Source organism: Paenibacillus sp. FSL M7-0896, from assembly GCF_037975415.1.
GTDB lineage: Bacteria > Bacillota > Bacilli > Paenibacillales > Paenibacillaceae > Paenibacillus_AQ > Paenibacillus_AQ silagei.
The window spans coordinates 6,731,081-6,754,576 of sequence record NZ_CP150250.1 but is presented as its reverse complement, the minus strand read 5'-3'; the positions used below and the strand labels follow the sequence as shown (position 1 = coordinate 6,754,576).

Genomic DNA, 23,496 nt, shown 5'->3' with positions numbered 1-23,496 from the left:
AGACCTGTGAACAACTCGACAATCGGTGCTTCTGTCTCAATGGCCAGTCTGCAGCAGCGGCTGGATATTATAGCGGATAACATTGCCAATATGAATACCAATGGTTATAAGAGCAAGCAAGGCTCGTTTGAGGATGTGCTTACCCGTGTACAGCAGCAATCCAAGGACTATGACCAGCCTGGGCGCAGCATGCCGCTGGGCTTCAATATCGGCTTTGGTGTGCGTGTGCCTACAGTGTCAAGTAATTGGGAGGAAGGCACGCTCCAGGAGACAGGGAAGCCTACGGACTTGGCGCTTCAAGGCAATGGATTGTTCGGCGTTCAGGTGAACGGTGAAACGGCATATACCCGCCAGGGGAATTTCCACTTCACCCCGGATACGGCCAATAAGGATAAGATGATTCTTGTGGACAATACCGGCAATCCTGTGCTGGGTGCTAACGGTACTCCGCTCAGCGTAGGGGCTAATGTAAGTGCTGCTATTGATGAGCGCGGGCAGGTGTGGACCAAGACGGATGAGAAACAGCCGCCTGTCCTGGCAGGCAGCTTAATGATTGTTGAGCCGCTCAGCAAGAATGCTTTGCAAGCTGTGGACGGTAATTTCTATGTATTGGCTGATGGCGTAACAGCGCAGCAGGCATTCAAGGCTGCTACAGAGCCTTCGACAGTGGGCGTTCGCTCAGGCTATCTGGAATCCTCTAACGTGGATCTGAGCCGGGAAATGACGGAGATGATGCAGATTCAGCGTACGTATCAGCTTGCTGCCCGGGCGCTGTCCTCCAGTGACCAGATGCTGGGCCTGGCTAATAACATGCGCGCGTGAGGTGAAGGAATGAGTCGTGAGAAGGTTAAGACTGCACAGAAAGCAGAAGAGGAACAGCAGCAGCCGGTGAAGCGGCGCAGGATTAGGGCCTGGACCATTATTCAGTGGTTCCTGATTCCATTGCTGCTGGTTGCCGCGCTTGGAGGCGGGCTGGTCGTAGGGTATGTGATCCTCGGCAAAAAGGAACTAAGTGATGTGCTCCTGTGGAGCACGTGGAAGCATGTATATGATCTGGTGTTCGCACCTTAAAGCGTTATGGCATACCGATATCGGAGGCTCCCTTGTTGTGCAGGGGAGTTTTCTTTTTTATACTGAAAAATGTATAATGATGGCGTGCCCTAAGAGCGCCAAAAAGGGCCCTCTCCGCCATGCTGCCGCGTGCGGTGGAGAAAGCCCCTTATCTTAACCTCCACTGCTGCAGGTGGTGAAGGATAATTATAGTTTTTGCCGAAGCTGTCCATATTTATGCAGAGACGGCGGAGAATAAAACAAAAGTGCTGCTGTAGGCGGAGGTTCATAGACGCGGTTATAACCGAAGGGAGCTTTATAATCATGATGAATACCAATGAGATTCAAGAAATAATCCCCCACCGGCCCCCATTTCTGCTGGTGGACAGAATTACTGAAATAGAAATGGGCAAACGTGCGGTAGGCATCAAGAATGTTACAGTGAACGAGCCGTTTTTCGCCGGACACTTCCCTGGCTTCCCGGTGATGCCGGGTGTGCTGATTACGGAAGCCTTGGCTCAGGTGGGCGCTGTGGCTATTCTTGGCGTAGAAGCTAACCGGGGCAAAATCGGTTTTCTGGCCGGGCTTGACGGCTTCCGCTTCCGCGGACAGGTTGTTCCCGGCGATACCCTTGTGCTTGAGGTAGAGATTACCCGGCTTAAAGGCAGTATCGGTAAAGGACAAGCCACTGCCAAGGTGGACGGCAAGACGGTAGCGTCCGGCGAGATTATGTTCGCACTCAGCTAGTTCCTGTTATAAACTTATATATTATAGATGGAGAAGGAGAGATTGACATGACTGGATTAAGCCCGAAGGCGCAGGAGACCCTGACACGCTGGCTGCAGGACCCTTCTGTCGACGAGAACACCAAAGAAGAGCTGAAGGCCCTTGCCGGTGAACCTAAGGAACTGGAAGAGCGATTCTATAGAGATCTTGAATTTGGTACAGGCGGTTTGCGCGGAGTCATCGGAGCAGGCAGTAACCGGATGAACCGTTATACAGTCGGCCGGGCTACTCAGGGCTTCGCTGATTACATTCTGGGACAGCATACGGGAGAAGGCAGACCCTCGGTGGTTATCGCCCACGATTCCCGGCGCTTCTCGCCGGAATTCACGCTGGAGGCTGCGCTTGTACTCGCCGGCAACGGAATTGAGACCCACCTGTTCTCTTCCCTGCGTTCTACGCCGCAGTTATCCTTTACCGTCCGTCATTTGAAGGCGTCTGGAGGCATTGTAATCACTGCCAGCCACAATCCCCCTGAATATAACGGATACAAGGTCTACAATGCCCAGGGCGGACAGCTGGTGCCGCATGAAGCGGAGAAGGTTATTGCTAATATTTTGAATGTGGACTCCTTCAACGGAGTGAAGCGCATGTCTCAGGAGGCTGCAGAGAGCGCAGGCCTGCTGCACTGGCTGGGGGCCGAAGCGGACGAGGCATTTACGGATACGGTTGCTGCGGTAAGTGTCAGCCGTGAAGAGATTGCCTCTTCGCTGGGCCGTGACTTCTCCATTGTCTATACGCCGCTGCACGGGACAGGCAATCTTCCGGTCCGCCGTGTACTGGAGAAGATCGGCTTCACTCAGGTACATGTAGTTCCTGAACAGGAACAGCCGGATTCCGAATTCTCTACCGTGAAATCTCCGAATCCGGAGGAACGTGAAGCCTTCACCCTGGCGATGAAGCTGGGCGAAGAGCTGAATGCGGATCTGCTGATCGGTACAGATCCGGATGCTGACCGTATGGGTGCCGTGGTTCGTGACAACGAAGGCAAATTTGTAGTGCTGTCCGGGAATCAGTCCGGCGCGCTCATGATTCATTATTTCCTGAGCCGTTTACAGGAACAAGGGAAGCTGCCGGCTAACGGCGCTGTAGTCAAGACCATTGTAACCAGTGAGATGGGTGCTGCTGTAGCCAGCCATTATGGCGCTACGGTGTTCAACACCCTGACCGGATTCAAATATATCGGGGAGAAGATGAACCAGTTCGAGCAGTCCGGCGAGTATACGTATCTGTTCGGATATGAAGAAAGCTACGGCTATCTGGCCGGTAACTATGCCCGTGACAAGGATGCAGTCCTTGCTGCAATGCTGATCGCTGAAGCGGGTGCCTATTACAAGGCCCAGGGCAAGACCCTGTACGATGTGCTGCAAGAGCTGTATGCACAGTTCGGATACTTCCTGGAGAGCCTGGAATCCCGCACGCTGAAGGGCAAGGACGGAGTGGCCCAGATTCAGGGGATCATGAATGACTGGCGGACCAGCCCGCCGCACAAAATCGCGGGGGCATCCGTAACGCAGGTGCTGGACTATTCCCTGGGGCTTGACGGTCTGCCTAAAGAGAACGTGCTGAAATATCTGCTGTCGGACGGCTCGTGGTTCTGCCTGCGCCCGTCCGGCACGGAACCGAAGATCAAAGTGTATTTTGCCGTGGTGGGTGAATCCTTGGACAACGCCAAGCACAAGGTTGCGGAATTGACCAGTCAGGTTATGGCACGGGTAGACGGGAAATAATAAGCAATAGATAACTTCCCTGCGGAAACGGAGCTGCTCCAGATGGACAGACCTCCGTTTCCGCTTAAATTTGCCGGTGGCAAGAGGGTCGGGTCGGCAGCTGTGATGTAAGGCAATCAGCTTTAAAGTGAAAGAGGAGGTACTTTGGTGCAGCAGAAATGGCAACGCTGGAATATAGCATCACGCAAGTGGTTATGGATCATTATGGTGATAGGGCTGATCGGTGCACTTCCGGTCGTATACGACCGTCTACAGACAGAGAAGTCTTCCAAATCGGTTGAGTTTGTCTTTGATTACCGCGATCTGGTTGAGGTTGCGAGCTACCGGGAGAACCCGCAGGATTATATCAACGAGCAGTTAGACCGGCTGAAGGCAGCCGGTGTTCAGAGTATGGCTATCTATGAAAATACATTGGAGGATTTCCGCAAGGCGCGCCGCCTGATGATCTGGGGAGCGTCTGATATCGCCAATCTTACCGATACTGTGATTCCGGAGAATGAGAACTATACATATGTCCTCTTTACCAGTGCGAAGAACAGTGAAATGCTCTCACCGGTTATCCGCGATGCCTTCAGCAGACTGGACATCCGGACGGAAGAATGGAACTACCGCGGCCAGCAGGGGCTGATCATCCAGACACCGCTGGAGGATGCAACACTCAAGCCGCTGCAGCCGGACCCGATTACACTGGAAATGCTGCACGGGAAGGGCTTCAACATTGTGCCCCGGCTTGTAGACTCTCTGGCATACAATCAGGATGCCGTGAAGAAGCTGCTGGACCGTTACGCCGAGCTTGGCGTCAAGCGGATTCTTTTTGAAGGAGAGTCTGTCAAAGGGTACTCCGATGATGCGGATACGGGCAGTCTGACCGTCTTCGCCAATCTCCTGAAGCAGCACGGGATGGGAATTGCGGCAATCGAGAATATTAAGGTTCAGCAGAAGGGCTTCTCCAAGCTGGCCTATATGCTGGATTACAACGTGACGCGCCTGTATTCACTCAGCGAGGCGGATTCCAGCCTGAAGACTGAAGTGATTGCAGACCGGTTCGCGCTGGGCACCAAAGACCGCAATATCCGCATGATCTATCTGAATACGATTCCCTCCAGAGACACCAAGAAGGCTGCCATTACAGATACGATGGATAACCTGATTGAGAGTCTCAGCGGACCTGAGGGTGCGGTGGCCAAAATTGAAGCGAACGGCTTCAACATTGGACAGGCTACAGCCTTTGATGTGAGCGATTCCTCCTTCCAGCGTTACTTCAAGCTGATTGCGGTAATCGGAGCGGTGGCTATGGTTGCGCTGCTGTTCTCCTACTTCATCCCTTGGCTTACTCTGCCTGTATGGGTGCTTGGACTGGTTGGAAGTGCAGGACTGCTGGTGCTGAAGCCGACATTATTTGAACAGGCGCTTGCGCTTGCCGTTGCTATAAGTGCGCCTACACTGGCTATAGTGCTGGCTATCCGCAAAATTAATGAGATGGGCCCGCCGTTACGCGCTAATCCGTTAACCTTTGCAGTAATGAGCCCGCGCCGCCGTCTGACCCATAGTCTCGTCCTGTATGTCAAAACTGCGTTAATCACCTTCAGTGCGGTGCCTTTCGTCATTGCGCTGCTGAATAATATTACCTATGCCCTGGTACTGGAACAGTTCCGCGGGGTAAGTCTGCTACATTTGGCCCCGATCGGGCTTACCGCAATCTATGTGCTTCTGTACCGTGGAGAGTTTGCCTTTAACAAGACAGGTAAACTGCTGCGGACGCCGATTACACTCGCTATGGTCATTGCGGCTGGTGTAATCGGTATCGTGGGAATGTATTATCTGAGCCGGACCGGGAATGCCGGAAGTGTAAGTGCACCGGAGAAAATCCTTCGTGTCTTCCTGGAGAATACCGTCGGGGTAAGACCGCGTAACAAGGAATTCCTGCTGGCGCATCCGCTCTTTATCCTCGGAGCATTCTTGGCCTATAAATACAGGAGTGCAGCCTTCATCATGATTATTGCAGTCATTGGGCAGTTGTCTATGGTGGATACCTTTGCCCATATTCATTCACCTGTGCTGATCTCGCTGATCCGCGGACTCCTGGGTCTTGGACTCGGCCTGATCATCGGTATTATCGCTGTTGGGGTATGGCAGATTGCGGAAGGATGTTGGAAACGATGGTCACCACTCCTCAAAAAATTGTAATCTCCGGCTTCTACGGCTTCCGCAACAGCGGAGACGAAGCCGTTCTGCAGTCAATTCTGAATGCTCTGCGCAAGCAGTCTCAGGCCGCTGGAATAACGCTGGAGCCTGTGGTCTTATCCATTGATCCGGGTTGGACGGCTGCTACGTATGGGGTGGAATCCGTACACCGCATGAAGCTGGGAGAGGTGCGGAGAGCCATATCGGAGAGTGCAGGTCTGATCAGCGGCGGCGGCAGCCTGCTTCAGGATGTTACAAGCAGCAAGACCATTCCGTATTACCTGGGCATCATCAAGCTGGCCCAGTGGATGGGGAAGCCGATATTTATCTATTCCCAGGGGATCGGCCCGGTGAACCGCAAGCTGTTTCATCCGCTGATCAAATCGGTTTTCCGGAAATGTGCCTATATCTCTGTGCGGGATGAACAGTCCCGCCTGCTGCTTCAGTCTATGGGGCTTAGCACTGACGGGATAGAGGTTGTACCTGACCCGGTTATGGGTCTGGAGTTGCCTGAGGATATGCAGCCGGAACAACATACAGGAGCAGATCCGGTAGCTGGGCATACACATAGCTCCGGGCTGCAAATTGTGCCCGCTACTGTAGGTGTCTCTGTCCGCTTCTGGGAGCAGTCCCGTAAGGAGCTGGACGCGTTGGCTGAAGGCCTGGTGAAGGCTTCTGCGGAGCAGCCGCTCCATATACGCTTTCTGCCTTTCCATCATTCTGCGGACAATGAGGCTTCCCGTTATGTAATGCAGAAGCTGGGCCGGAGTATAGAAGACAATGGGGGATCGGTAACGATCCGTGAGGATGCGCTTCATCCGCTGCAGATGCTGCGGGAGGTAAGCCAGTGCCAGGCGCTTATAGGTATGCGGCTGCACAGCCTTATCTATGCTGCGGGACAGCATGTTCCGCTGATGGGCGTCTCTTATGATCCGAAGATTGATCATTTTCTTGAGCGGGTGGATTGTCAGCCGGTAGGCAAGACAGATACACTGGAGGCAGACAAGGTAGCTGCCGGGCTTCTGGAACTGCTGCGCTCAGGGGAGCGCTGGAAGCAGGAGCGGGAGCCGCTGATTGCCGCGCTCACCCAAGAGGCAGAGGCACCGGCCCGGCGAATTGTCCAATATTTCGGCCGTAAAGGATGAGTGACAAGTGAAAGCAGATAGCGCATTACCGACAGTACCCATTTTTGGCATAAGAGTATCCAAGGCGGATATGAAGACCACCGTTTCTTATCTGACAGAGGCGGTTCATAAGCGTGAGCCTCATCAGGTAATTACTGCCAATCCGATTATGGTCATGGCGGCGCTGGAGAATCCGTCTTATATGGAGATTATGAAATCAGCTGAGCTGGTTGTCCCTGACGGAACTGGAGTGGTCTGGGCCGCGGAGTATTGTCAGGAGCCTGTAGCTGAGCGTGTAGCGGGCTTTGATCTTTTACATGAATTATTGCACCAAGGCGAAAGCTATAACTGGAGAGTATATTTGCTCGGTTCAACCCCTGAGGTGATTCGCGAGACGGCTTCCCGGTTACAAACAAGATATCCCGGTATTGTCATCGCAGGATATCATGACGGGTATTTTGGTCCGGCAGAGGATGAACACATTGTGGGCGGAATCCTTGAAGCGAAGCCTGACTTGCTCTTTGTTGCCAGAGGGGCGGACAGCCAGGAGCCATGGATCGCCAAATACAAAGCCCGGCTGCAGATCCCGGTGATGATGGGTGTCGGCGGGAGCTTTGATGTGATCTCCGGCAAGAGCCGCCGTGCACCTGTGGCCTTCCAGAAATTAAGGGCAGAATGGTTATACCGGCTGCTCAAGGAACCCACACGTTACAAAAGAATGCTTGCGCTGCCGAAATTCGCAGTAAAAGTGGTACGAGAGAAAGATAAAGTGACAAAAGACCAGTAAAATGAGGAAATTTACTGAAAAAATCCGTGGTATCGCCTAAAAACAGTATTGGAATTTGTTTTTGGTTCAGCGTATAATTCAATGCGGTAGAGAAATGGAGGTCGACTTTTCACATGTTAATCATATACATCGCCGGATTCGTTGTGTGCATGGGGCTTGCACTGCTTTTGACGCCGTTCGTGAAGAAATTCGCCATTAAGATCGGTGCGACAGATGTGCCAAATGCCCGGAAAGTGCATACGAAGATCATGCCCCGCCTTGGCGGACTCGGCATATTTCTGGCGTTTGTGTTAGGCCTGCTTGCCGTATTACCGATTATTCCGTATGACTTCACTCCCCGGGAGGCTAATTTCATTAAAGCGCTGCTATGCGGCGGAGGACTGATTGTGTTGATCGGCGGTCTGGATGACCGTTTTGAGCTATCAGCCAAAGTGAAGCTGCTGGGCCAGATTGCTGCTGCCTGTATTGTAGTTTTCGGGTTTGGCATCACGGTAGATTTCGTAAATATTCCTTTTCATAATAGCTATTCTTCCTTAGAGAGCTGGATTGCCATCCCTCTGACGATCTTCTGGATTGTCGGCGTCACGAACGCCGTGAACCTGATCGATGGGCTGGACGGGCTTGCAGCAGGCGTATCCGGTATTGCCATTGCTACGATTGCTGTCATGGCTTTCCTGATGGGGAACACCATGGTTGCCCTGCTCTGTCTGCTGCTTCTGGGCAGCATACTGGGATTCCTGTTCTTCAACTTCCATCCCGCCAAAATCTTCATGGGAGATACGGGCTCGCTGTTCCTGGGCTTCTGCCTGGCACTGCTTGCACTCCTCGGCTTCAAACAGATTGCGGTGGTTTCATTCATCACACCACTCCTGATTATCGGAGTTCCGTTATCTGATACGTTCTTCGCCATCGTCCGGCGCAAGCTGCAGAAGAAGCCGATCTTCGCTCCGGACAAAGGCCATCTCCATCACTGTCTGCGCGAGCTCGGCTTCAGCCACCGCCAGACGGTACTGATCATCTACGGCATTGCCGCATTCTTCGGTATCCTGGCAGTCATCCAGACCTCCGCTTCGCTCTACGAAGCCAACTGGGTTACCTTCGTAGTCATCTGCGTCATGCTCTTCTTCCTGCAGATCGGCGCAGAGATCACCGGCGTCATCAGCAAGACCAAGCGCCCGGTGATTGATTTGTTTTTGAGAATGCGGATGAAGGTTGATCCTGAACGAAGCTCCAAATCCTAGATTCATGATTAGCAATTTATAAAATACAAATCGCAGTGAGCACCTAACCTTACTCCAGTGGAGTAAGGTTTTTTATTTTTTTGCTAATTATTAGTCAATATCTGTCCGATAAAAATATAGAGTTGGTTAAGACGCGGAATGCTGCACAGGCCGACAATAAACCAAAAAGCAGTAGGAGGTTTCTTACGTGAAGAAAAGTTTGAAGGCGATAGGCGGAATGTTCTTAGCGATAGTGATGATGATATCCACACTTTCCTCAGCGGGTGCTGTTTATGCAGCGGACCCTGCAACAGGACAATACTTTCAGTTTACCAAGTTCAGTACAGATAAGGGTGCTCCAACTTCAGTGAATACCAGTACCGTTGACGTAGAAGGTACGTTTAATGGAGTGTCTGCTGACAGCATCTACTATCAAGTAGACGGAATTGTCAACGGGAATGTAGTACCTGGAGCAAGTGGTGCCGATGTTAAGCCGATTATTGAGAACGAGAAATTTTTCCGTTTTCCTAGTGTGAAGCTGAGCCAAGGCCTCAACCGGATCACAGTTTACGGTACCACGGCTACAGGAAGCTTAGCCAGTGGGGAAGCCTATGTTAATTTCTCCAACGTTCCTGCCATTTATAATATTGCTTTACCGGATGGTACATTGCTAAGTGAGAATACACCTACAATGGTTAATACAGCAGGATTAACTTTGACTCTGGAAGCTCCGAATGCCACAGAAGTTATGGTTAATAATTCCAAAATGTTTAACGGTGGTAGCAGTACTTTCGTTATTGCTGACATACCGTTAACTGCGGGTCTTAATAAGCTGACCTTCGTTGCAACCACAGATTCAGGTACGCGTACTTATGCGGTTACGCGTGAAGTGGTATATGCGCCTATTGATAAGGGGACTCCGAACCAGACGAAGATCGGATCTTACAAGATAGATGAGGGGAATATCGTAACAAATGCAGGCTCAGATACCCAAATTAAGGGTAAGCTTTCCGGTTCGATTACCTATCGTGTATCCGATGATACCAGCAAACCGCCGCTGTCGAATATGACCGTCACTGTTCGTAATACGACTACGGGCAGCGATGTACTAGCTAGCGGTGCTACCACAATTGATTCTACGGTTAAAAACGGGGAATATATAACGTTCCATTATACTACTACAGCTGATGTAACACTCTCTGCCAATGGCTTGTACACTATCACCTTTACAACTACCAATGGTACGTATAACGGTATGGGCATAAATCCATTGCAATTCACCTACCGGGATGCCAATGACCCTTCTATTACAGGGGTTGAACAGTTATACAGCGCAAAGGCGAGTGGGAGTTCTGTTAGTTATTCCTCATCCGGCGTGTTTACCGGCAATTCCAATTTGTTTGAGTTGCCTTTGTGGTTAATGATCAAGACAAGCGAAACTACAAGTGCTCCAGGAAATCTGGTCATTAGCTCATATCAGAATGGTAAAAAGGTATCAGATGGTCTGTTTGTCACAGATACAAACTCTATGAAGACGGCAGACGGCTACAGAGTGTTCAAGATTAATGGACTGCCAACTGGCGAGCAGACATTGCAGATTGACTTGAAGAAGGACAACTCTGCCAACAGTCCTGTCATTGATACTAAGGTGCTCCCAGTTAATTATGTGTCTGCTCCATTTATTGAGCTTACGAATATTTATAACAATCAGGTGTTTAAATATGAAGGTGAATTCACATCCATCAAGGGGCGGTTTGTAAATTTCCCGGCAGGTGATCTTAGCTCTGTCAAGGCAACTATTAATGGAACTTCGATTAAACCAACTCTCGACAGTACTTCTCCTCAAGAGTTCAGCGTAGATACTTCTGGTATCTCTCTGGTGGCCGGACCAAACAAAATTACGATTGCGGGTATCGCAAATGGAGTTCCTGTCTCGACGAACCTCACTGTGTATCTATTTCCGAATAATACACCAAATATTGATGGCGTCGTTCCTTATCCAGTAGGTCAGATCTCGGATCCGAATGGGGTGTTTATTAAGAATTCAAATCTTAATTACACGACAAACGAATCTGCGGCGGATATTCACTTTGTAGTGAATAACGCCACTCAGGTTGTCATAATGAAAGACGGTAAGCAATATGCTGTTGCAGATTATAGTGGACCTTCCGGGACTAGTGCAGGTGTATGGAGCACAGCTTCAAGTTATCTCACGACACCTGCTAACAAGGACGGAGAATTCGTGATTAAAGCTCAAGAGCTACCTACGACCGGGCTGCAGACCTTTGTCATTACAGCCAGAGTAGGAACAGTGGCAATCACGCAGACTTTGCAAATTACCCGTGAGGTTCCTCCTTATAGAATTTTGTCACCAAAGCTTCCGAATGAAAGCATCATCAAACAGAACTTTATTGATGTGAGTATTCAGGCTGAAGGGGCTACAAGCATTGTAATTGGTAAAGAACCGATGATTAAAGGGGCGAAGGACATCTTCCGTCTCGAATTGAAAGGTCTGAAAAAAGGAAAAAACACGGTTAAGTTCACCGTCACGACAGGCACGACGAAATCGAACGGAACGTTTGATGTAACCTACTCAGATGAGATCCTGCAAGGAGCACAGCTAAAAACGACTCTTAACTCATCTGGCAAGCTGACAGCCTTCCAGAATGCAGTTAGTCTCGTTTTCCCAAAAGGAACAATGCTGCGGGATGCAACGCCGACACCAGGGTCAAGTAATACCCGGCAGATCAATCTGTTCAATGAACAATATATCCTGCTTGGTATTGCTGATAAGCAAGATGGACGTACCGTGAAGCAGTATAATCCGGTAGGTGAATATGATGGAACGAGTTATCAGGACGGCAAGCTGGTTGAGGTTCCTGCCAGCGGCTTGGCTACTGCTTATATGACCCCAAAACTTCATTACGGATATGCTTCGAACTTGTATTGGATTGACCCGGGATACTTTGTTTCCGCGACGTCCATTAATGATTATTCAACTGTAGTTGCTTCTCATCCATATAAGAAGGGGAACGAATCCTTCCTCGGACATATGGGCAGATGGATGGAGCCTACACAGCAAGGGAAGATTACACTGAAATATGATCCGACAATCGTTAATGCCGCAACCTCTAATATCTCTGTTTGGAAGAATGTTGACGGCACCTGGTATAACATGGGCGGTGTGGTCAACACAGGGAGCAAGACGATTACGGCCACCTTCGACGGCTTTGGTTATTACACTGTAATGAGCTTACGCTACAGTTATGATGATATTGTCTCCCACACCTATGCGCGCAGCGAGCTGGAGACTATTTTATCCAGAGGGATTATGAATGCGAAGGATGCTAATGAGTTTGGCGTGTATGAGAATGTTACGCGTGGGGAATTTGCTACCATGCTCGTTAAGATTATGGGTATTCAGCTTGATTACGAGCCAAACAATCTGACTTTCTCAGATGTGGTTAAATACAGTGATTATCACTGGGATTATCGTTATATAGAAACAGCGGTCCGCAAAGGGATTATCCGCGGAACAGCACCGAGAATTTTCTCTCCTAACCGCACCTTATCCAGAGAGGATGCAGCGGTGATGATCGCTCGTGCAATGAGCTTGAAGCTTGGAAACAATGCCACCGATCTGGCGGCCCTGCAGAAGCTGTTTACGGATACGGGATCAATTGTGTCGGTATACTCAGCTCCTTCTATCCTTGCAGCCTACAAAGCCGGTGTAATTTCTGGAATTGAAAACAAGCTGGTGGCTGGACAAAAGAAGGCAACATTCCGTTTCGATCCGCAAGCCAACTTTACGAGGGCGGATGCAGCAGTAATGGCACAGCGTATTATGGCTAAGATGAAGAGGTTGTAAAAAAAATATATATATGAAGTAAAAATAAGCCTCTGACTCCCTGTTTACGGGAAAGAGGCTTATCTTTTACAATTTCCATATACAAATCTTTGAATTGTGTGTTACTTTGCGTTACAATGACCTAAGAAGCTGTAAGCACAAACATTTAATGCAAGAAGGAGAAAGCTATCGATGAAACCGATTTTATCAAAAGCACAATTGGATTACACGAAAGCAAAGAATATGTTTGAGAATAGAGCAAAGGTTATGGAAAAGGAAATTGCAGCGAAGCGGGCACTGCAGGAGATCACTCAGGAAGTAATGGAAGAGCTTGTTCAAGCAACTGGCTTCCATGATGCTTATAATGAACTTGTTATTGCTGAGAATGCTTTGATCGATTGGTCCCATAGCACCATCAAGCATGAGAAGACCTACCGTGAGAACCGCGCAGCGATTGATGCCATGTATGAGAATGTAAATGCAAGCCCTGAGAAGCGCCAGGAGTTAATACAGCTATCGATGAAGATTCGATAGCCCTGGATATACTGAGTTGAAGGTAAGGCTGCTGAGTTGATCTCAGTAGCCTTTCTTTATGTCAATCATTATCCGGGAACGTGTTAACCCTGCTGCAATGTGGGTATATACTTATTAGCTCGAATGTTGGTCAACAAAAAAATCACATTTAGTATACAATATTTGTTTATGAACTTAGCAAATATTGTTTAATGACGTTTGGAATGCCTCTATGCTATACTGATTCCCGTAGCCACCCAACATTAACAATAGTTAGTAGAACATACATATTGTATCTTCTAGAGTATCGGGGCAGGGATACAGCAGGGCAGAAAAAGTTTTTTTAACCAAAGCGCAACTTTTTTGAAACTATTGCGTTTAAGGTGTAGAGTCACTTGCACAAGGCAATTGCGGAATGCCCTCAAGGCACTGTTCATTGCTAAATGGAAAAATTAGCTTTACGTGACTAGAGGCACATTGTATAATACTTAGGTAGAATTAGGAATCTAGTATTACTATGCCTTGAAGCTGTTTACAAGTTTCTGTGATACCCGTCACAGACATTATTTATACTTAATCTGCTCAACTCGGGAAAGGGGGTGCTCGACAAATGAGTGATATGAGCTACACAACTAAAGAAAAATCCCAGTTTATGAATGTCCAAGGAGGAGAAAAAAAGGTTATGAAGAAAATTTTATCCGTAGCATTATCTACAGCAATGGCATTCTCGATGTTTGCCTCTGTAGCATTTGGTGAAACAGCAAAGGTAACTCCACAACAAGCATTTGATGCTTTAGCAGCAAAGGGTGTTGTTAATGGGTTCCCTGATGGTAAGGCTCATCTTGATAAAGATTTGACTCGCGGAGAATTCGCTAAGATCGTTACTAAATTGTTCGGTCTTACTGAAGTAACTGGCAAGTTGTCTTACAACGATAAAGGTTACAACGCTAAAAACTGGGCTGTTCCTTACATCGAAGCAGTTACTGCAGCAGGATTGATGCAGGGTCAAGATACTGTTAAAGGTATCTTCAACTACAACGGTAAAGTAACAGTTGAAGAAGTAGCTAAAGTATTGGCTATCGCTCTTAAGCTGGAACAACCAACTACAACTGATAACAGTGCATCTGTATGGGCTAAGGGCTATGCGCAAGCAGTTATCAACGCTGGTCTGGTAGAGAAAACTGCCAACTTCAAAGCTAACGCTCTTCGTTCTTTGGTAGTTGAAACAGCTTACTATGCTGACCAAATCGGTAAAGTTCCTACATTGACTGTAACTACTGCTGAAGCATTAAGCCCAACCAAAGTAGTTGTAACTTTCTCTGACAAGACAACTGCAAACGTTGAATTGACAACTGCTCTGGTAGCAGGCGTTGAAACAACAATCAACTTCAAACACCTTGAAAAGGACTACACTGCAAAAGTAACTCTGCAGGCTCCTAAGGTAGTTTCTGCTACAGCACCAAACGCTAAGCAAGTTGTGATTAAATTCAACCGTGCTATCGATATTGATACACTGGCTGAATCCAGCAAAGTTATCGATGGTGTTGTAAAGGTTACTAAGGTTGGAAGCGAAACTGATGAAGTTGCTAATGCATATGTAACTTTGAGCGCTGATAACACAGAAGCTACTATTACTCTTCCTGGTGTTAAAGCACTTAAAGGTAACTACACAGTTGTAGTAAGCGATGCTGTTAAAACTACAGCTGGTGAAGCTATCCCAGCATTCACAAGTTTGCTGCCTGTAGCTGATACAGTTGCACCAACTGTAGCTTCAATTACTTCTTCCGCTAAACAGACTACTAAAGATGTTTATGTAACCTTCAGCGAACCGGTTAAAACTACTGGTATCGTAGCTTACGTAAATGGTTCTGCTGCTTCCACTACTGTTCAGAATGATACTTACACTGAATTCAAACTGAGCGGAGTAACATTGGAAAGTGGTAAATCTTATGACGTATCCCTGCTTAATGTAACTGACTTTGCAGGTAATGTTGCTACTCCAAACCCAATTAAAACAACTGTAACTGTCGTTTCCGATGTTGCTGCTCCTGTGATCAAGAGCGTAACTCCTGTAAGTGATAAGTTCGTTGAAGTTGAGTTTGATAAGAATGTTGACCGTGCGTCTTTGGTTGGTAATGTACGTCTCCTGAATGCCGTTGGTGAAAGCCAAGGTACCTTCAGCGTAATTACCACTGAAAATGGCAAAAAGTTCACTCTGCAGAGCCCATTGACTAGCTTCCCATCCACCGGTACTTTCACTGGTAGCGTAGTGTTTGGAGCGACAGTTAAGGATACATTGGGTAATACTCTGGGAACTGCTTCGAGTCAAGCAATCACATTCACTAAGGATACTGTTGCTCCAACTGTTACTGGTATCACTTATACTACTTCTGGCTCTGTTAAAGGTATTAGATTGACATTCTCAGAAGATGTTGTGAATAGTGGCGTTGGTTCTGTAGTGCTGATCAACAACAAAACTGGTCAATCTACTTCGATTGCTAACACTACAAGCGGTAGCGGCAAAACGTTTATCTTGACTGGTGTTAATGTAGAAGCTGGTGAATACACTGTACGCCTGCCAGAAGGACTCTTCAAGGATAAATCCTTCTCTGCTAATAAACTTGCGGCAACTGTGCTTACAGTGACTATTGGTTCTGCTGCTACTGATAGCGAATCTCCAGTATTGTTTAATAACGGAATTCAATTCAATGACAGTCAAAAAGTATCCGCAACAAGCAATGTTTATGGTGATGCTACTATCACTGTCGACATCAAAGATGCAAGCGGCTTGAATGTTGCTTCTGTGATGGATGTTAACAGCTATACTCTGGATGACAAGGCTCTTCCTTCAGGTAGCTATGTAACTATTCAGACTCTCACAGAAGGTGGGGTTGTGACAAGCAGCTCTTCCAGTCCGAAATTTGCTCGTGCAACAATTCATATCCCAAGTTCTTCTATCACTGAAACAAAAACTGACTACAAGTTCATCGTTAATGGTGTTACTGATACTTCTGGTAACCCGATTGTAGCAGCTAGCAAACCTGGTAAATTGACTAGCAGAACTAGTCCGCTCCTTACTTCGGCAGTAGTGTCCAGCGGCAACTCTTATGAGCTGATCCTTGGATTCTCTAAAGAAGTTACAGTTCTGAACAAACAAGATCTGCAATTCTATATCAATAATGATGTTGCTGCTGCCAACGTTATCAATCAAGATTACTACACAGTAACTAAGATTGTTAACGGATCTGACAAAGGCAAATGGTCTGTTACTTTCTCCAAGAAAATTGTTGATTCAAGTGCAGCTGTAGATACTCAGCTGGATCTGAACTCCAACGAAGTTAACAGAATCATCGTTAAGGTTGCTGGAACAACAACTGCTAGAGATGGTGATGGTAACATCCTCACTGATAGCACTGAAATTTCCGCTAAGTAATCTCCGATTAACGAAGCAAAGAATAGCCTCTTCGGAGGCTATTCTTTTTTTATAGCCATTTATCCCACCATAAGGAGGAATCAACTTTGAAGACCGCTTGGAAAGTTACGATGTCAGCAGTGTTGCTGGCGGGTGGCCTGTGGGCAGGCTCCATGCTTAACTTAACGGCTGAAGGTGCCGGTGTCGGTTCACAGCCAGGCACGGCAGAGGACCCGGTGGTTACTAAGAGCTATGTGGACCAACAGATTCAGAAGGCTTTGCAAGGTGGAACAATTAGTCCACCTACTCAGACTCCGGCTGCTACTGCGACTAATGCACCGGCTGCAACCACATCACCAACGAAAGCTCCGGCAACGGGTCCAGGTGATACAGGCACTGCCAGCGAAATCGTTGATGTGAAACCTGGACAAACCCTGATTGCCGGGGCGGGTGCAGAATTTATTGTTCGCGCCGGCAAAGCGGTTATTTATTCCCAAGATGCTAATGGAGTAGCTGACTTGACGGATGGTGTCGATTTGGCGAATGGTGTAGCTGCGCCTACGAATCATCTGTTATCTTTCCCCCGGGATGGCCGTGGAATTGCTGTACAGGACGGTCAAACGATGAAAATCGTTGTTATGGTCCGTGGAGCATATACTCTGAAATAAGCTGCAACCCATTTAAGTTACACTACAATTTACATTTTCTTTCTATATAAAGATTGCCCTATTTTGGACCTCCATATACACCGGAACTCATTCCCACAGTTGACAAACATTAAGCCGACTCAGGCCTTTGGGATTCGTACACAATACCACCTGTAATCTTAAAAAAAATTCGCAGGAGGTGCTGTAACATGGCACGTACAAATCGCACTGTGGTACCAGAGAGCCGGGCAATGCTGAAACAAATGCAATATGAAATTGCTTCTGAATTCGGATTATATGGAGCTTCGTACGGCGGAGGAATGGATACGGAATTTGCTTCTGAGCTGGGGACGATTGGCGGAGCAAGTGTTTCTGGAGGTACTCCATATCTGGGACATCTAAGCTCCAGAGATAATGGATCTGTTGGTGGGGAAATCACAAAGAGGTTGATCAAACAGGCGGAGCAGTCTCTTTTCGCATAACTGGCTTCAATTGACAGCCACCGGTAAATAAGATAATATGACCTTTGAGGAAGGCCGTAGACCTTTTCCATCCGGAAAAGGTTCATTTTTTGAATAAAACAGGCATTGGCCATTATTATTCTACTACTTATATTTGGCCTGTTATCTACTAGGGAGCCCCCTTGAATACAGTGTCAGATCAACAATATGGGAGGTTGTTGTATATGTCGATCAAAGGGCGTCATCTGTTTACTTCTGAGTCCGTAACGGAGGGACACCCCGATAAAATCTGTGATCAGATATCCGACGCGGTACTAGATGCATTTCTTGCTAACGATCCTAATGCCCGTGTAGCTTGTGAGGTAGCTGTAGCAACAGGTCTTGTGCTTGTCATCGGGGAAATTAGCACTAAATCTGAATATGTGGATATTCCGGCAATCGTACGTAATACTATTAAGGAAATTGGCTATACCCGCGCGAAGTTTGGCTTTGATTATAATACTTGTGCTGTCCTTAGCTCCTTGAACGAGCAATCGGCAGACATTGCCCAGGGTGTAAATGCTGCTCTTGAGCATCGGGACCCTGCGTCATTAGCTGAAGAGACTGCTAACATTGGTGCCGGGGACCAAGGTCTGATGTTCGGGTTCGCTACGAATGAGACACCTGAGCTTATGCCGCTTCCGATTGCCCTGTCTCACCGGATTGCCCGGCGTCTGGCGGAAGTCCGTAAAGATGGAACTTTGAAATATCTGCGCCCGGATGGCAAAACCCAGGTTACGATTGAGTACCAGGGCGACAAGCCGGTGCGTGTGGATACTATCGTTGTATCTACCCAGCATGCAGAAGAAATTACCCTTGAGCAAATTCAGGCAGACATCAAAGAGCATGTCATTCTTCCGGTTGTTCCGGCTGAACTATTGGATGAAGCCACTAAATATTTCATAAATCCTACTGGCCGTTTCGTTATTGGTGGTCCTCAAGGAGATGCCGGTCTGACTGGTCGTAAGATCATTGTGGATACATATGGCGGTTATGCCCGTCACGGCGGCGGAGCCTTCTCCGGTAAAGATCCGACCAAAGTGGACCGTTCTGCAGCCTATGCGGCTCGTTATGTAGCGAAGAATCTGGTCGCTGCCGGCCTTGCTGACAAGTGCGAGATTCAATTGGCGTATGCTATAGGTGTTGCTACCCCTGTATCGATCAATGTGGATACATATGGAACGGGCAAGATCAGTGAGGAGAAGCTGGTTCAACTGATCAGCGATAACTTTGATCTTCGTCCGGCAGGAATCATCTCGATGCTGGATCTGCGTAAGCCTATCTATAGACAGACAGCAGCTTATGGACATTTTGGCCGTACCGATGTGGACCTTCCGTGGGAACGCGTGGATAAGGCGGATTTGTTAAAGGCCCAGTCTGGAATCTAAGAAATTAAGAATAAATATGCCCATACAGAAGCCCTCATGAAGAGGGTGATGTGTGGGCATTTTTTTGTGAAAAGAGCAAGCCGATGTGCCCTCAGCCGTCATCTTCTAAACTTTGGAAGCCCTTTAGCCGAAATATAACAGTATACAAATACAAGAAGTGCTGGAAGGGCTGAAAGGGGTTTTTTAAGAATGAGAAAGAAATTAAGAATAGGAACGGCAATTATCATTGCAGGCAATCTGCTGCTTGGTCTGGGCAGTCCGGCTATCGGTATACATACATCAGCGGTATACGCCGCTTCGGAATTCGGAATCAGCATTTCTCCTGCGAACGGGTCTGCTTTTGTAAATGTCGGGGCTTCGCTGGGGCTTGGCTTTGACCGCCAGGTGATCCCGCAAGCCGGGAAAATCACCATTACAGATGTAAATGCCGAAACGGTATTTACGGAAATTGCAGTCGGGAGTGCAGGACTAATCGGAAACTCGTCAAGCTACGAGATCAAGCTAGGCGCCAGCCTTAAATTTGCTCCCTACAAAACCTATAGCGTAAGTGTGCCTAAGGGGCTGTTTAAGGATAGTGCAGGCAATGAATCTGCCGCAACAAGCTGGAAGTTCACGACAGCCCCGGAGGTAAATCCGGCGATTACAGCAAGCAGCATGTCTCCTGCCATCAATTCCAGAGTAGAGGCAGGTAGCTTAACGGAGCTGAGTATTCGCTTATCTGGAGTCCTTACAGCCGGAGGAGGCAGCGTCAGGCTGCTCTCGTCAGCGGATAACGCGGTTATACAAGAGTTTGCGATCAGAGATGGAGAACCTGGGGTAGCATTCCAGAGTGCAGATTCCTCGACAACGGTGACGTTGACACTGGCTAATAAGCTTCCATCCGGCGGGAATTATTATGTCCTTATCGACGCTTATGCATTCAAGGATGCTAATAATACAACCTATCAGGGGATAGCAAGCGGCAGCGGCTGGAGCTTCTCCACGGTCGGCACGGGTACTATCTCTGCATCTACGGCTCCAGCCAATGCATCTTTTGGCGCATCGGTTAGTGGAGCCCTTAAGCTATACTTCGACCGCCCGATGAGTCCGGCCTCTGGAGTAATCTCGGTCTCTCCAGGTGCAGGGGACCCTAGAACAAGATGGCTGAATGTCAATTCAACGAATGTTACCGGTGGGGGAAGCTCGACAATAACTCTGTTGCCAGCCTCCGCAGCTTCACCGCTATTGAGCGGTACACTATATACAGTGACTATACCGCAGGGAGCTTTTTATGATCAGGATGGTCATATCTTTCCGGCTTCAGGACCGTACTCCTGGACGTTCACGACGGCATCACTGACAAGTCTGTCTGTAGCCGCGTTATCACCAGCAGACCGCAGTGAGTCGGTAGATATCTCCAAAACAATAGCGGTTAATTTCAACCAGGAAGTTGTCTACAATAGCACAGTCGCGAACGGAGTTGTTCTGTACAAAAGCAATGGATCTAAAGTGAATGCGGCAGTTCAGCAAGGCTCCTCTGCTAAAGAATTCATCATTAAGCCGTCCGCAGCGCTGGAATCAGATACGATCTATTATATCGACATCGCCAAAGGAGCTTTCACAGATGCCGCAGACCCCAGTGTGCAGTATGAGGGATTAAGCGGTACCAAGTCTTGGAGCTTCCGCACTGTAGCCATAGATAAGACTCCGCCATCGCTGACGAGCGCAGTGCTAGAGAACAACCGGACGATCCGCCTGAGGTATAATGAGACGCTTAATGCTTCAGTGGCTCTGCTGGCTTCCAGCTTCGGGGTAACCGTCAATGAGGAAAGCCGGAATATTGAAAGTGCCTATATTCAAGGAGACAGTGTATTTGTAGTGATTAGCACAGGTATCGCTGTAGGCCAGAATGTAAAAATCAGCTATACCGGCGGCGTGCGGACGATTCAGGATACGAGCGGGAATGCTGCGCCTACCTTTTCTGGACAGCAGATCACTAATACTATAGAATCGGCGCTCCCTACGCCCAAAGAAGGCAGAATTACTGGCAGAACAGTGACACTGACCTTCAATGATACGCTCAAAACGGTCTCTCCTTATGCGTATGATCAGTTTGTGGTAACAACTGATGGATATTCGCTTGGGGTGAATTCAATCAGCTCCAGCGGCAACACCCTTTATTTAACAGTGGGTTCCGAGGTGGGCAATTCGGAGTCGGTCCGGGTATCCTACTACGCCGGTTCGTATCCGCTGGTTAGCTCTCTGGGGCAGAATATTGCAAACTTCGCTGAGTTTAACATCCGCAATAGTAAGGATAATGTGCCGCCGGTGTTCCAGAATGCGACGGGCGGAGGAAAGAAAATTACAATGAATTACAATGAGGGATTATCTGACAGTAACCTTCCGATGAACAGCCAGTTCTCGGTCCTGGTGGGAGGTAGCCCGAATTACGTCACAAATGTTGCAGTACGTGGAAGCAGTGTGACATTAACACTTCAAAATAACATGGTAGCAGGTCAGACTGTAACAGTCTCCTATGTACCCGGTGTAAAAGGCTTAACTGATCTTAACGGCAACCGGGCTGTTTATGTGGACTTGAAGCCGGTTGATCTGAGCGATATCACCGTATCGGAGATCAGCAGCGCAACAGTGAACGGTAATGAGCTGACGGTAACTTTTGTCCAAAGTATGCTGACTTCTTCTGCACTGAGCACTTCGCAGTTTGCAGTCAGATTGAATAGTACCACTACCCTGGTTCAGAGTTATACCCTAACAGGCAACGTCCTCAAACTAATGCTGGCTGATTATGCGGGTAGCGGGCAGACAGTTGACTTATCCTATACTACGGGGACATCCTTCATTAAGGATCTTAACGGAAATGCACTCGCTTCGTTCTCGCAGCTTCCGGTGAAGAACCTTACTGGAGGTGTGGCGGCTGCTGTACCAACAGATGCGAACCGTCCAGCTTATCTGGGGACCTTGGAGGCAAGCGAGTTTGGAGACGCGCTCCCGCTACTGAAGAGTGATTCCGCCGTAATCGCAGCAGACCGCTCAATTTACAGTCAGGATGTGAAAAGATACAGTCTTAATGCAGATAAGCTGGCAGCCAGTTATATGTATTTAAACGCACAGGGCACGGCTTCACTAGTGTTTGAGGTGCCTTCCACCGAATTGGCAGCCTATGTTACTGTACCTCTACAGCCACTCGTGGATGCGTTCAACCGCAACAAGGCTTCGTCATTTGGTATTCGTTATGGGGATCAGATCTATAGTGTTGATCTCGGTAAAATAGACCTCAACGGAATCGTAGCCAGTCTAAATACAACCGGCAGTAATATTTCTCTTATCTATCGCATAGAGAAAATGCCTTCTGAGGCGTTTGCTCCATTCGTCCAAAGACTTCAGACACAGGGGCTAACCAGTATAACCCCTTTGGCTGATCTTCGGCTGGCTGCATCTGTGACAGGTAATTACGCTAATGAGACTGCGCTTAGCTTACCAGGGAAGTACATGATCCGGACAACAAGTTCAAATAGCAGTGAGCAGACTTCTGTAGCACGACTAGATCAATCCTATTACGATGCAGCTTATCTGCCTACAACTAGTATTACTAAAGGGACTTACAAAGTAATGCGTGCATTGACCAGCGGAAATCAGATCGTTGGAGCATTTTCCTCCACGCGCTCTTTTGCAGACATGGCTACTCACTGGAGTAACACGGCTGTTGCTGAACTGGCAGCCAAGAATATCATCGACAACAGCTATGGCAGCCAATACAAGCCGGATCAAGCCATCACCCGGGGTGAGTTTGCAGTAATGCTAAGCAGAGGGCTAGGTCTGCTAGGGGATAGCGTGACAGCGCAGCGCTTCTCAGATGTGCAGTCATCCAGTCAAACGGGCAATTATATCGGCGCCGCAGCCAAAGCCGGCATCATCAATGGCAATACGGACGGGACCTACCGTGCGGAGGATAAAATTACCCGTGAGCAGATGGCGATTATGATGGTGAGGGCGCTTGAGTATACGGGGCAGCCTGTAACGCTAAGTGCATCTGTAATGGATACGCTTAGCCCGTTCAAGGACCGGGCGAGGATTCTAAGCCAGAGTATCGAATTTGTAGCCAAGGCAGTCAAGGCGGGGATTATTCAGGGAGTCAGCACCACGCAATTCCAGCCGCAGGGTAATGCTACCCGAGGGCAGGCTGCGGTCATGCTGCAGCGGATGCTGAAGACAGCAGGCTATTTGTAAGAGCAAGGGAATTGTATAGTTAAGCAGAGCATCCGGTCTATGGGCCGGGTGCTTTTTTGGCATACCTGGACAGCTCCAGCGTGA

Annotated in this window: 15 protein-coding genes; all 15 read left to right on the top strand. The window is 48.3% G+C overall.

Translation table 11 applies throughout. The annotated features are described in order from the left end of the window. The first annotated feature begins 6 nt into the window (after positions 1 to 6). The 15 genes from MKY12_RS29235 to MKY12_RS29165 all read left to right on the top strand — a co-directional run bounded on the left by MKY12_RS29235 (position 7) and on the right by MKY12_RS29165 (position 23,412). The gene (locus MKY12_RS29235) at positions 7 to 822 is read left to right on the top strand and encodes a flagellar hook-basal body protein (RefSeq protein ID WP_339311855.1); all 816 of its coding nucleotides are present in this window, start codon (positions 7 to 9) and stop codon (positions 820 to 822) included. Positions 823 to 831: 9 nt separating this feature from the next. Next, positions 832 to 1,071 (top strand): DNA-directed RNA polymerase subunit beta, encoded by a 240-nt coding sequence (locus MKY12_RS29230; protein WP_036699259.1) that lies wholly within the window; start codon positions 832 to 834, stop codon positions 1,069 to 1,071. A gap of 303 nt (positions 1,072 to 1,374) precedes the next feature. After that, positions 1,375 to 1,797 carry a 3-hydroxyacyl-ACP dehydratase FabZ gene (gene fabZ / locus MKY12_RS29225; RefSeq protein WP_339251866.1) on the top strand — a complete coding sequence of 141 codons (423 nt, stop codon included), beginning with the start codon at positions 1,375 to 1,377 and terminating at the stop codon, positions 1,795 to 1,797. Between the two features lie 47 nt (positions 1,798 to 1,844). Next, positions 1,845 to 3,563, top strand: coding sequence for a phospho-sugar mutase (locus tag MKY12_RS29220; protein WP_339251864.1), 1,719 nt, complete (start codon positions 1,845 to 1,847; stop codon positions 3,561 to 3,563). 147 nt (positions 3,564 to 3,710) lie between these two features. Then, positions 3,711 to 5,750, top strand: a complete 2,040-nt coding sequence (locus MKY12_RS29215) for a DUF5693 family protein (RefSeq protein ID WP_339251862.1) — start codon at positions 3,711 to 3,713, stop codon at positions 5,748 to 5,750. Beyond that, complete coding sequence (gene csaB / locus MKY12_RS29210; protein ID WP_339251860.1) at positions 5,723 to 6,892, top strand: polysaccharide pyruvyl transferase CsaB; 1,170 nt, start codon at positions 5,723 to 5,725, stop codon at positions 6,890 to 6,892. The genes MKY12_RS29215 and csaB overlap by 28 nt, the downstream gene beginning before the upstream one ends. 7 nt (positions 6,893 to 6,899) lie before the next feature. Further along, positions 6,900 to 7,658 carry a WecB/TagA/CpsF family glycosyltransferase gene (locus MKY12_RS29205; RefSeq protein WP_339251858.1) on the top strand — a complete coding sequence of 253 codons (759 nt, stop codon included), beginning with the start codon at positions 6,900 to 6,902 and terminating at the stop codon, positions 7,656 to 7,658. A 113-nt stretch (positions 7,659 to 7,771) separates the two neighbouring features. Beyond that, the gene (locus MKY12_RS29200; RefSeq protein WP_076084500.1) at positions 7,772 to 8,899 is read left to right on the top strand and encodes an MraY family glycosyltransferase; all 1,128 of its coding nucleotides are present in this window, start codon (positions 7,772 to 7,774) and stop codon (positions 8,897 to 8,899) included. 187 nt (positions 8,900 to 9,086) lie between these two features. After that, a complete protein-coding gene (locus MKY12_RS29195; RefSeq protein WP_339251855.1) occupies positions 9,087 to 12,746 on the top strand; it encodes an S-layer homology domain-containing protein in 3,660 nt (1,219 codons plus the stop codon). A gap of 171 nt (positions 12,747 to 12,917) precedes the next feature. Beyond that, positions 12,918 to 13,259, top strand: a complete 342-nt coding sequence (locus MKY12_RS29190) for a hypothetical protein (RefSeq protein ID WP_036721689.1) — start codon at positions 12,918 to 12,920, stop codon at positions 13,257 to 13,259. Positions 13,260 to 13,848: 589 nt separating this feature from the next. After that, the gene (locus tag MKY12_RS29185) at positions 13,849 to 16,671 is read left to right on the top strand and encodes a hypothetical protein (protein WP_339251853.1); all 2,823 of its coding nucleotides are present in this window, start codon (positions 13,849 to 13,851) and stop codon (positions 16,669 to 16,671) included. Between the two features lie 86 nt (positions 16,672 to 16,757). Beyond that, positions 16,758 to 17,318, top strand: a complete 561-nt coding sequence (locus tag MKY12_RS29180; protein ID WP_339251851.1) for a hypothetical protein — start codon at positions 16,758 to 16,760, stop codon at positions 17,316 to 17,318. 188 nt (positions 17,319 to 17,506) lie between these two features. Further along, the gene (locus MKY12_RS29175; RefSeq protein ID WP_209868427.1) at positions 17,507 to 17,779 is read left to right on the top strand and encodes an alpha/beta-type small acid-soluble spore protein; all 273 of its coding nucleotides are present in this window, start codon (positions 17,507 to 17,509) and stop codon (positions 17,777 to 17,779) included. A 203-nt stretch (positions 17,780 to 17,982) separates the two neighbouring features. After that, positions 17,983 to 19,185, top strand: a complete 1,203-nt coding sequence (gene metK, locus MKY12_RS29170) for a methionine adenosyltransferase (RefSeq protein ID WP_076084485.1) — start codon at positions 17,983 to 17,985, stop codon at positions 19,183 to 19,185. Between the two features lie 189 nt (positions 19,186 to 19,374). Further along, a complete protein-coding gene (locus MKY12_RS29165; RefSeq protein ID WP_339251847.1) occupies positions 19,375 to 23,412 on the top strand; it encodes an Ig-like domain-containing protein in 4,038 nt (1,345 codons plus the stop codon). Positions 23,413 to 23,496: the final 84 nt, after the last annotated feature.

Coding starts and splice junctions, on each gene's coding strand:
- MKY12_RS29230 (WP_036699259.1), top strand. CDS start 832: ATGAGTCGTGAGAAGGTTAAGACTGCACAGAAAGCAGAAGAGGAACAG.
- fabZ (WP_339251866.1), top strand. CDS start 1,375: ATGATGAATACCAATGAGATTCAAGAAATAATCCCCCACCGGCCCCCA.
- MKY12_RS29220 (WP_339251864.1), top strand. CDS start 1,845: ATGACTGGATTAAGCCCGAAGGCGCAGGAGACCCTGACACGCTGGCTG.
- csaB (WP_339251860.1), top strand. CDS start 5,723: ATGGTCACCACTCCTCAAAAAATTGTAATCTCCGGCTTCTACGGCTTC.
- MKY12_RS29200 (WP_076084500.1), top strand. CDS start 7,772: ATGTTAATCATATACATCGCCGGATTCGTTGTGTGCATGGGGCTTGCA.
- MKY12_RS29190 (WP_036721689.1), top strand. CDS start 12,918: ATGAAACCGATTTTATCAAAAGCACAATTGGATTACACGAAAGCAAAG.
- MKY12_RS29185 (WP_339251853.1), top strand. CDS start 13,849: ATGAGTGATATGAGCTACACAACTAAAGAAAAATCCCAGTTTATGAAT.
- MKY12_RS29175 (WP_209868427.1), top strand. CDS start 17,507: ATGGCACGTACAAATCGCACTGTGGTACCAGAGAGCCGGGCAATGCTG.
- metK (WP_076084485.1), top strand. CDS start 17,983: ATGTCGATCAAAGGGCGTCATCTGTTTACTTCTGAGTCCGTAACGGAG.
- MKY12_RS29165 (WP_339251847.1), top strand. CDS start 19,375: ATGAGAAAGAAATTAAGAATAGGAACGGCAATTATCATTGCAGGCAAT.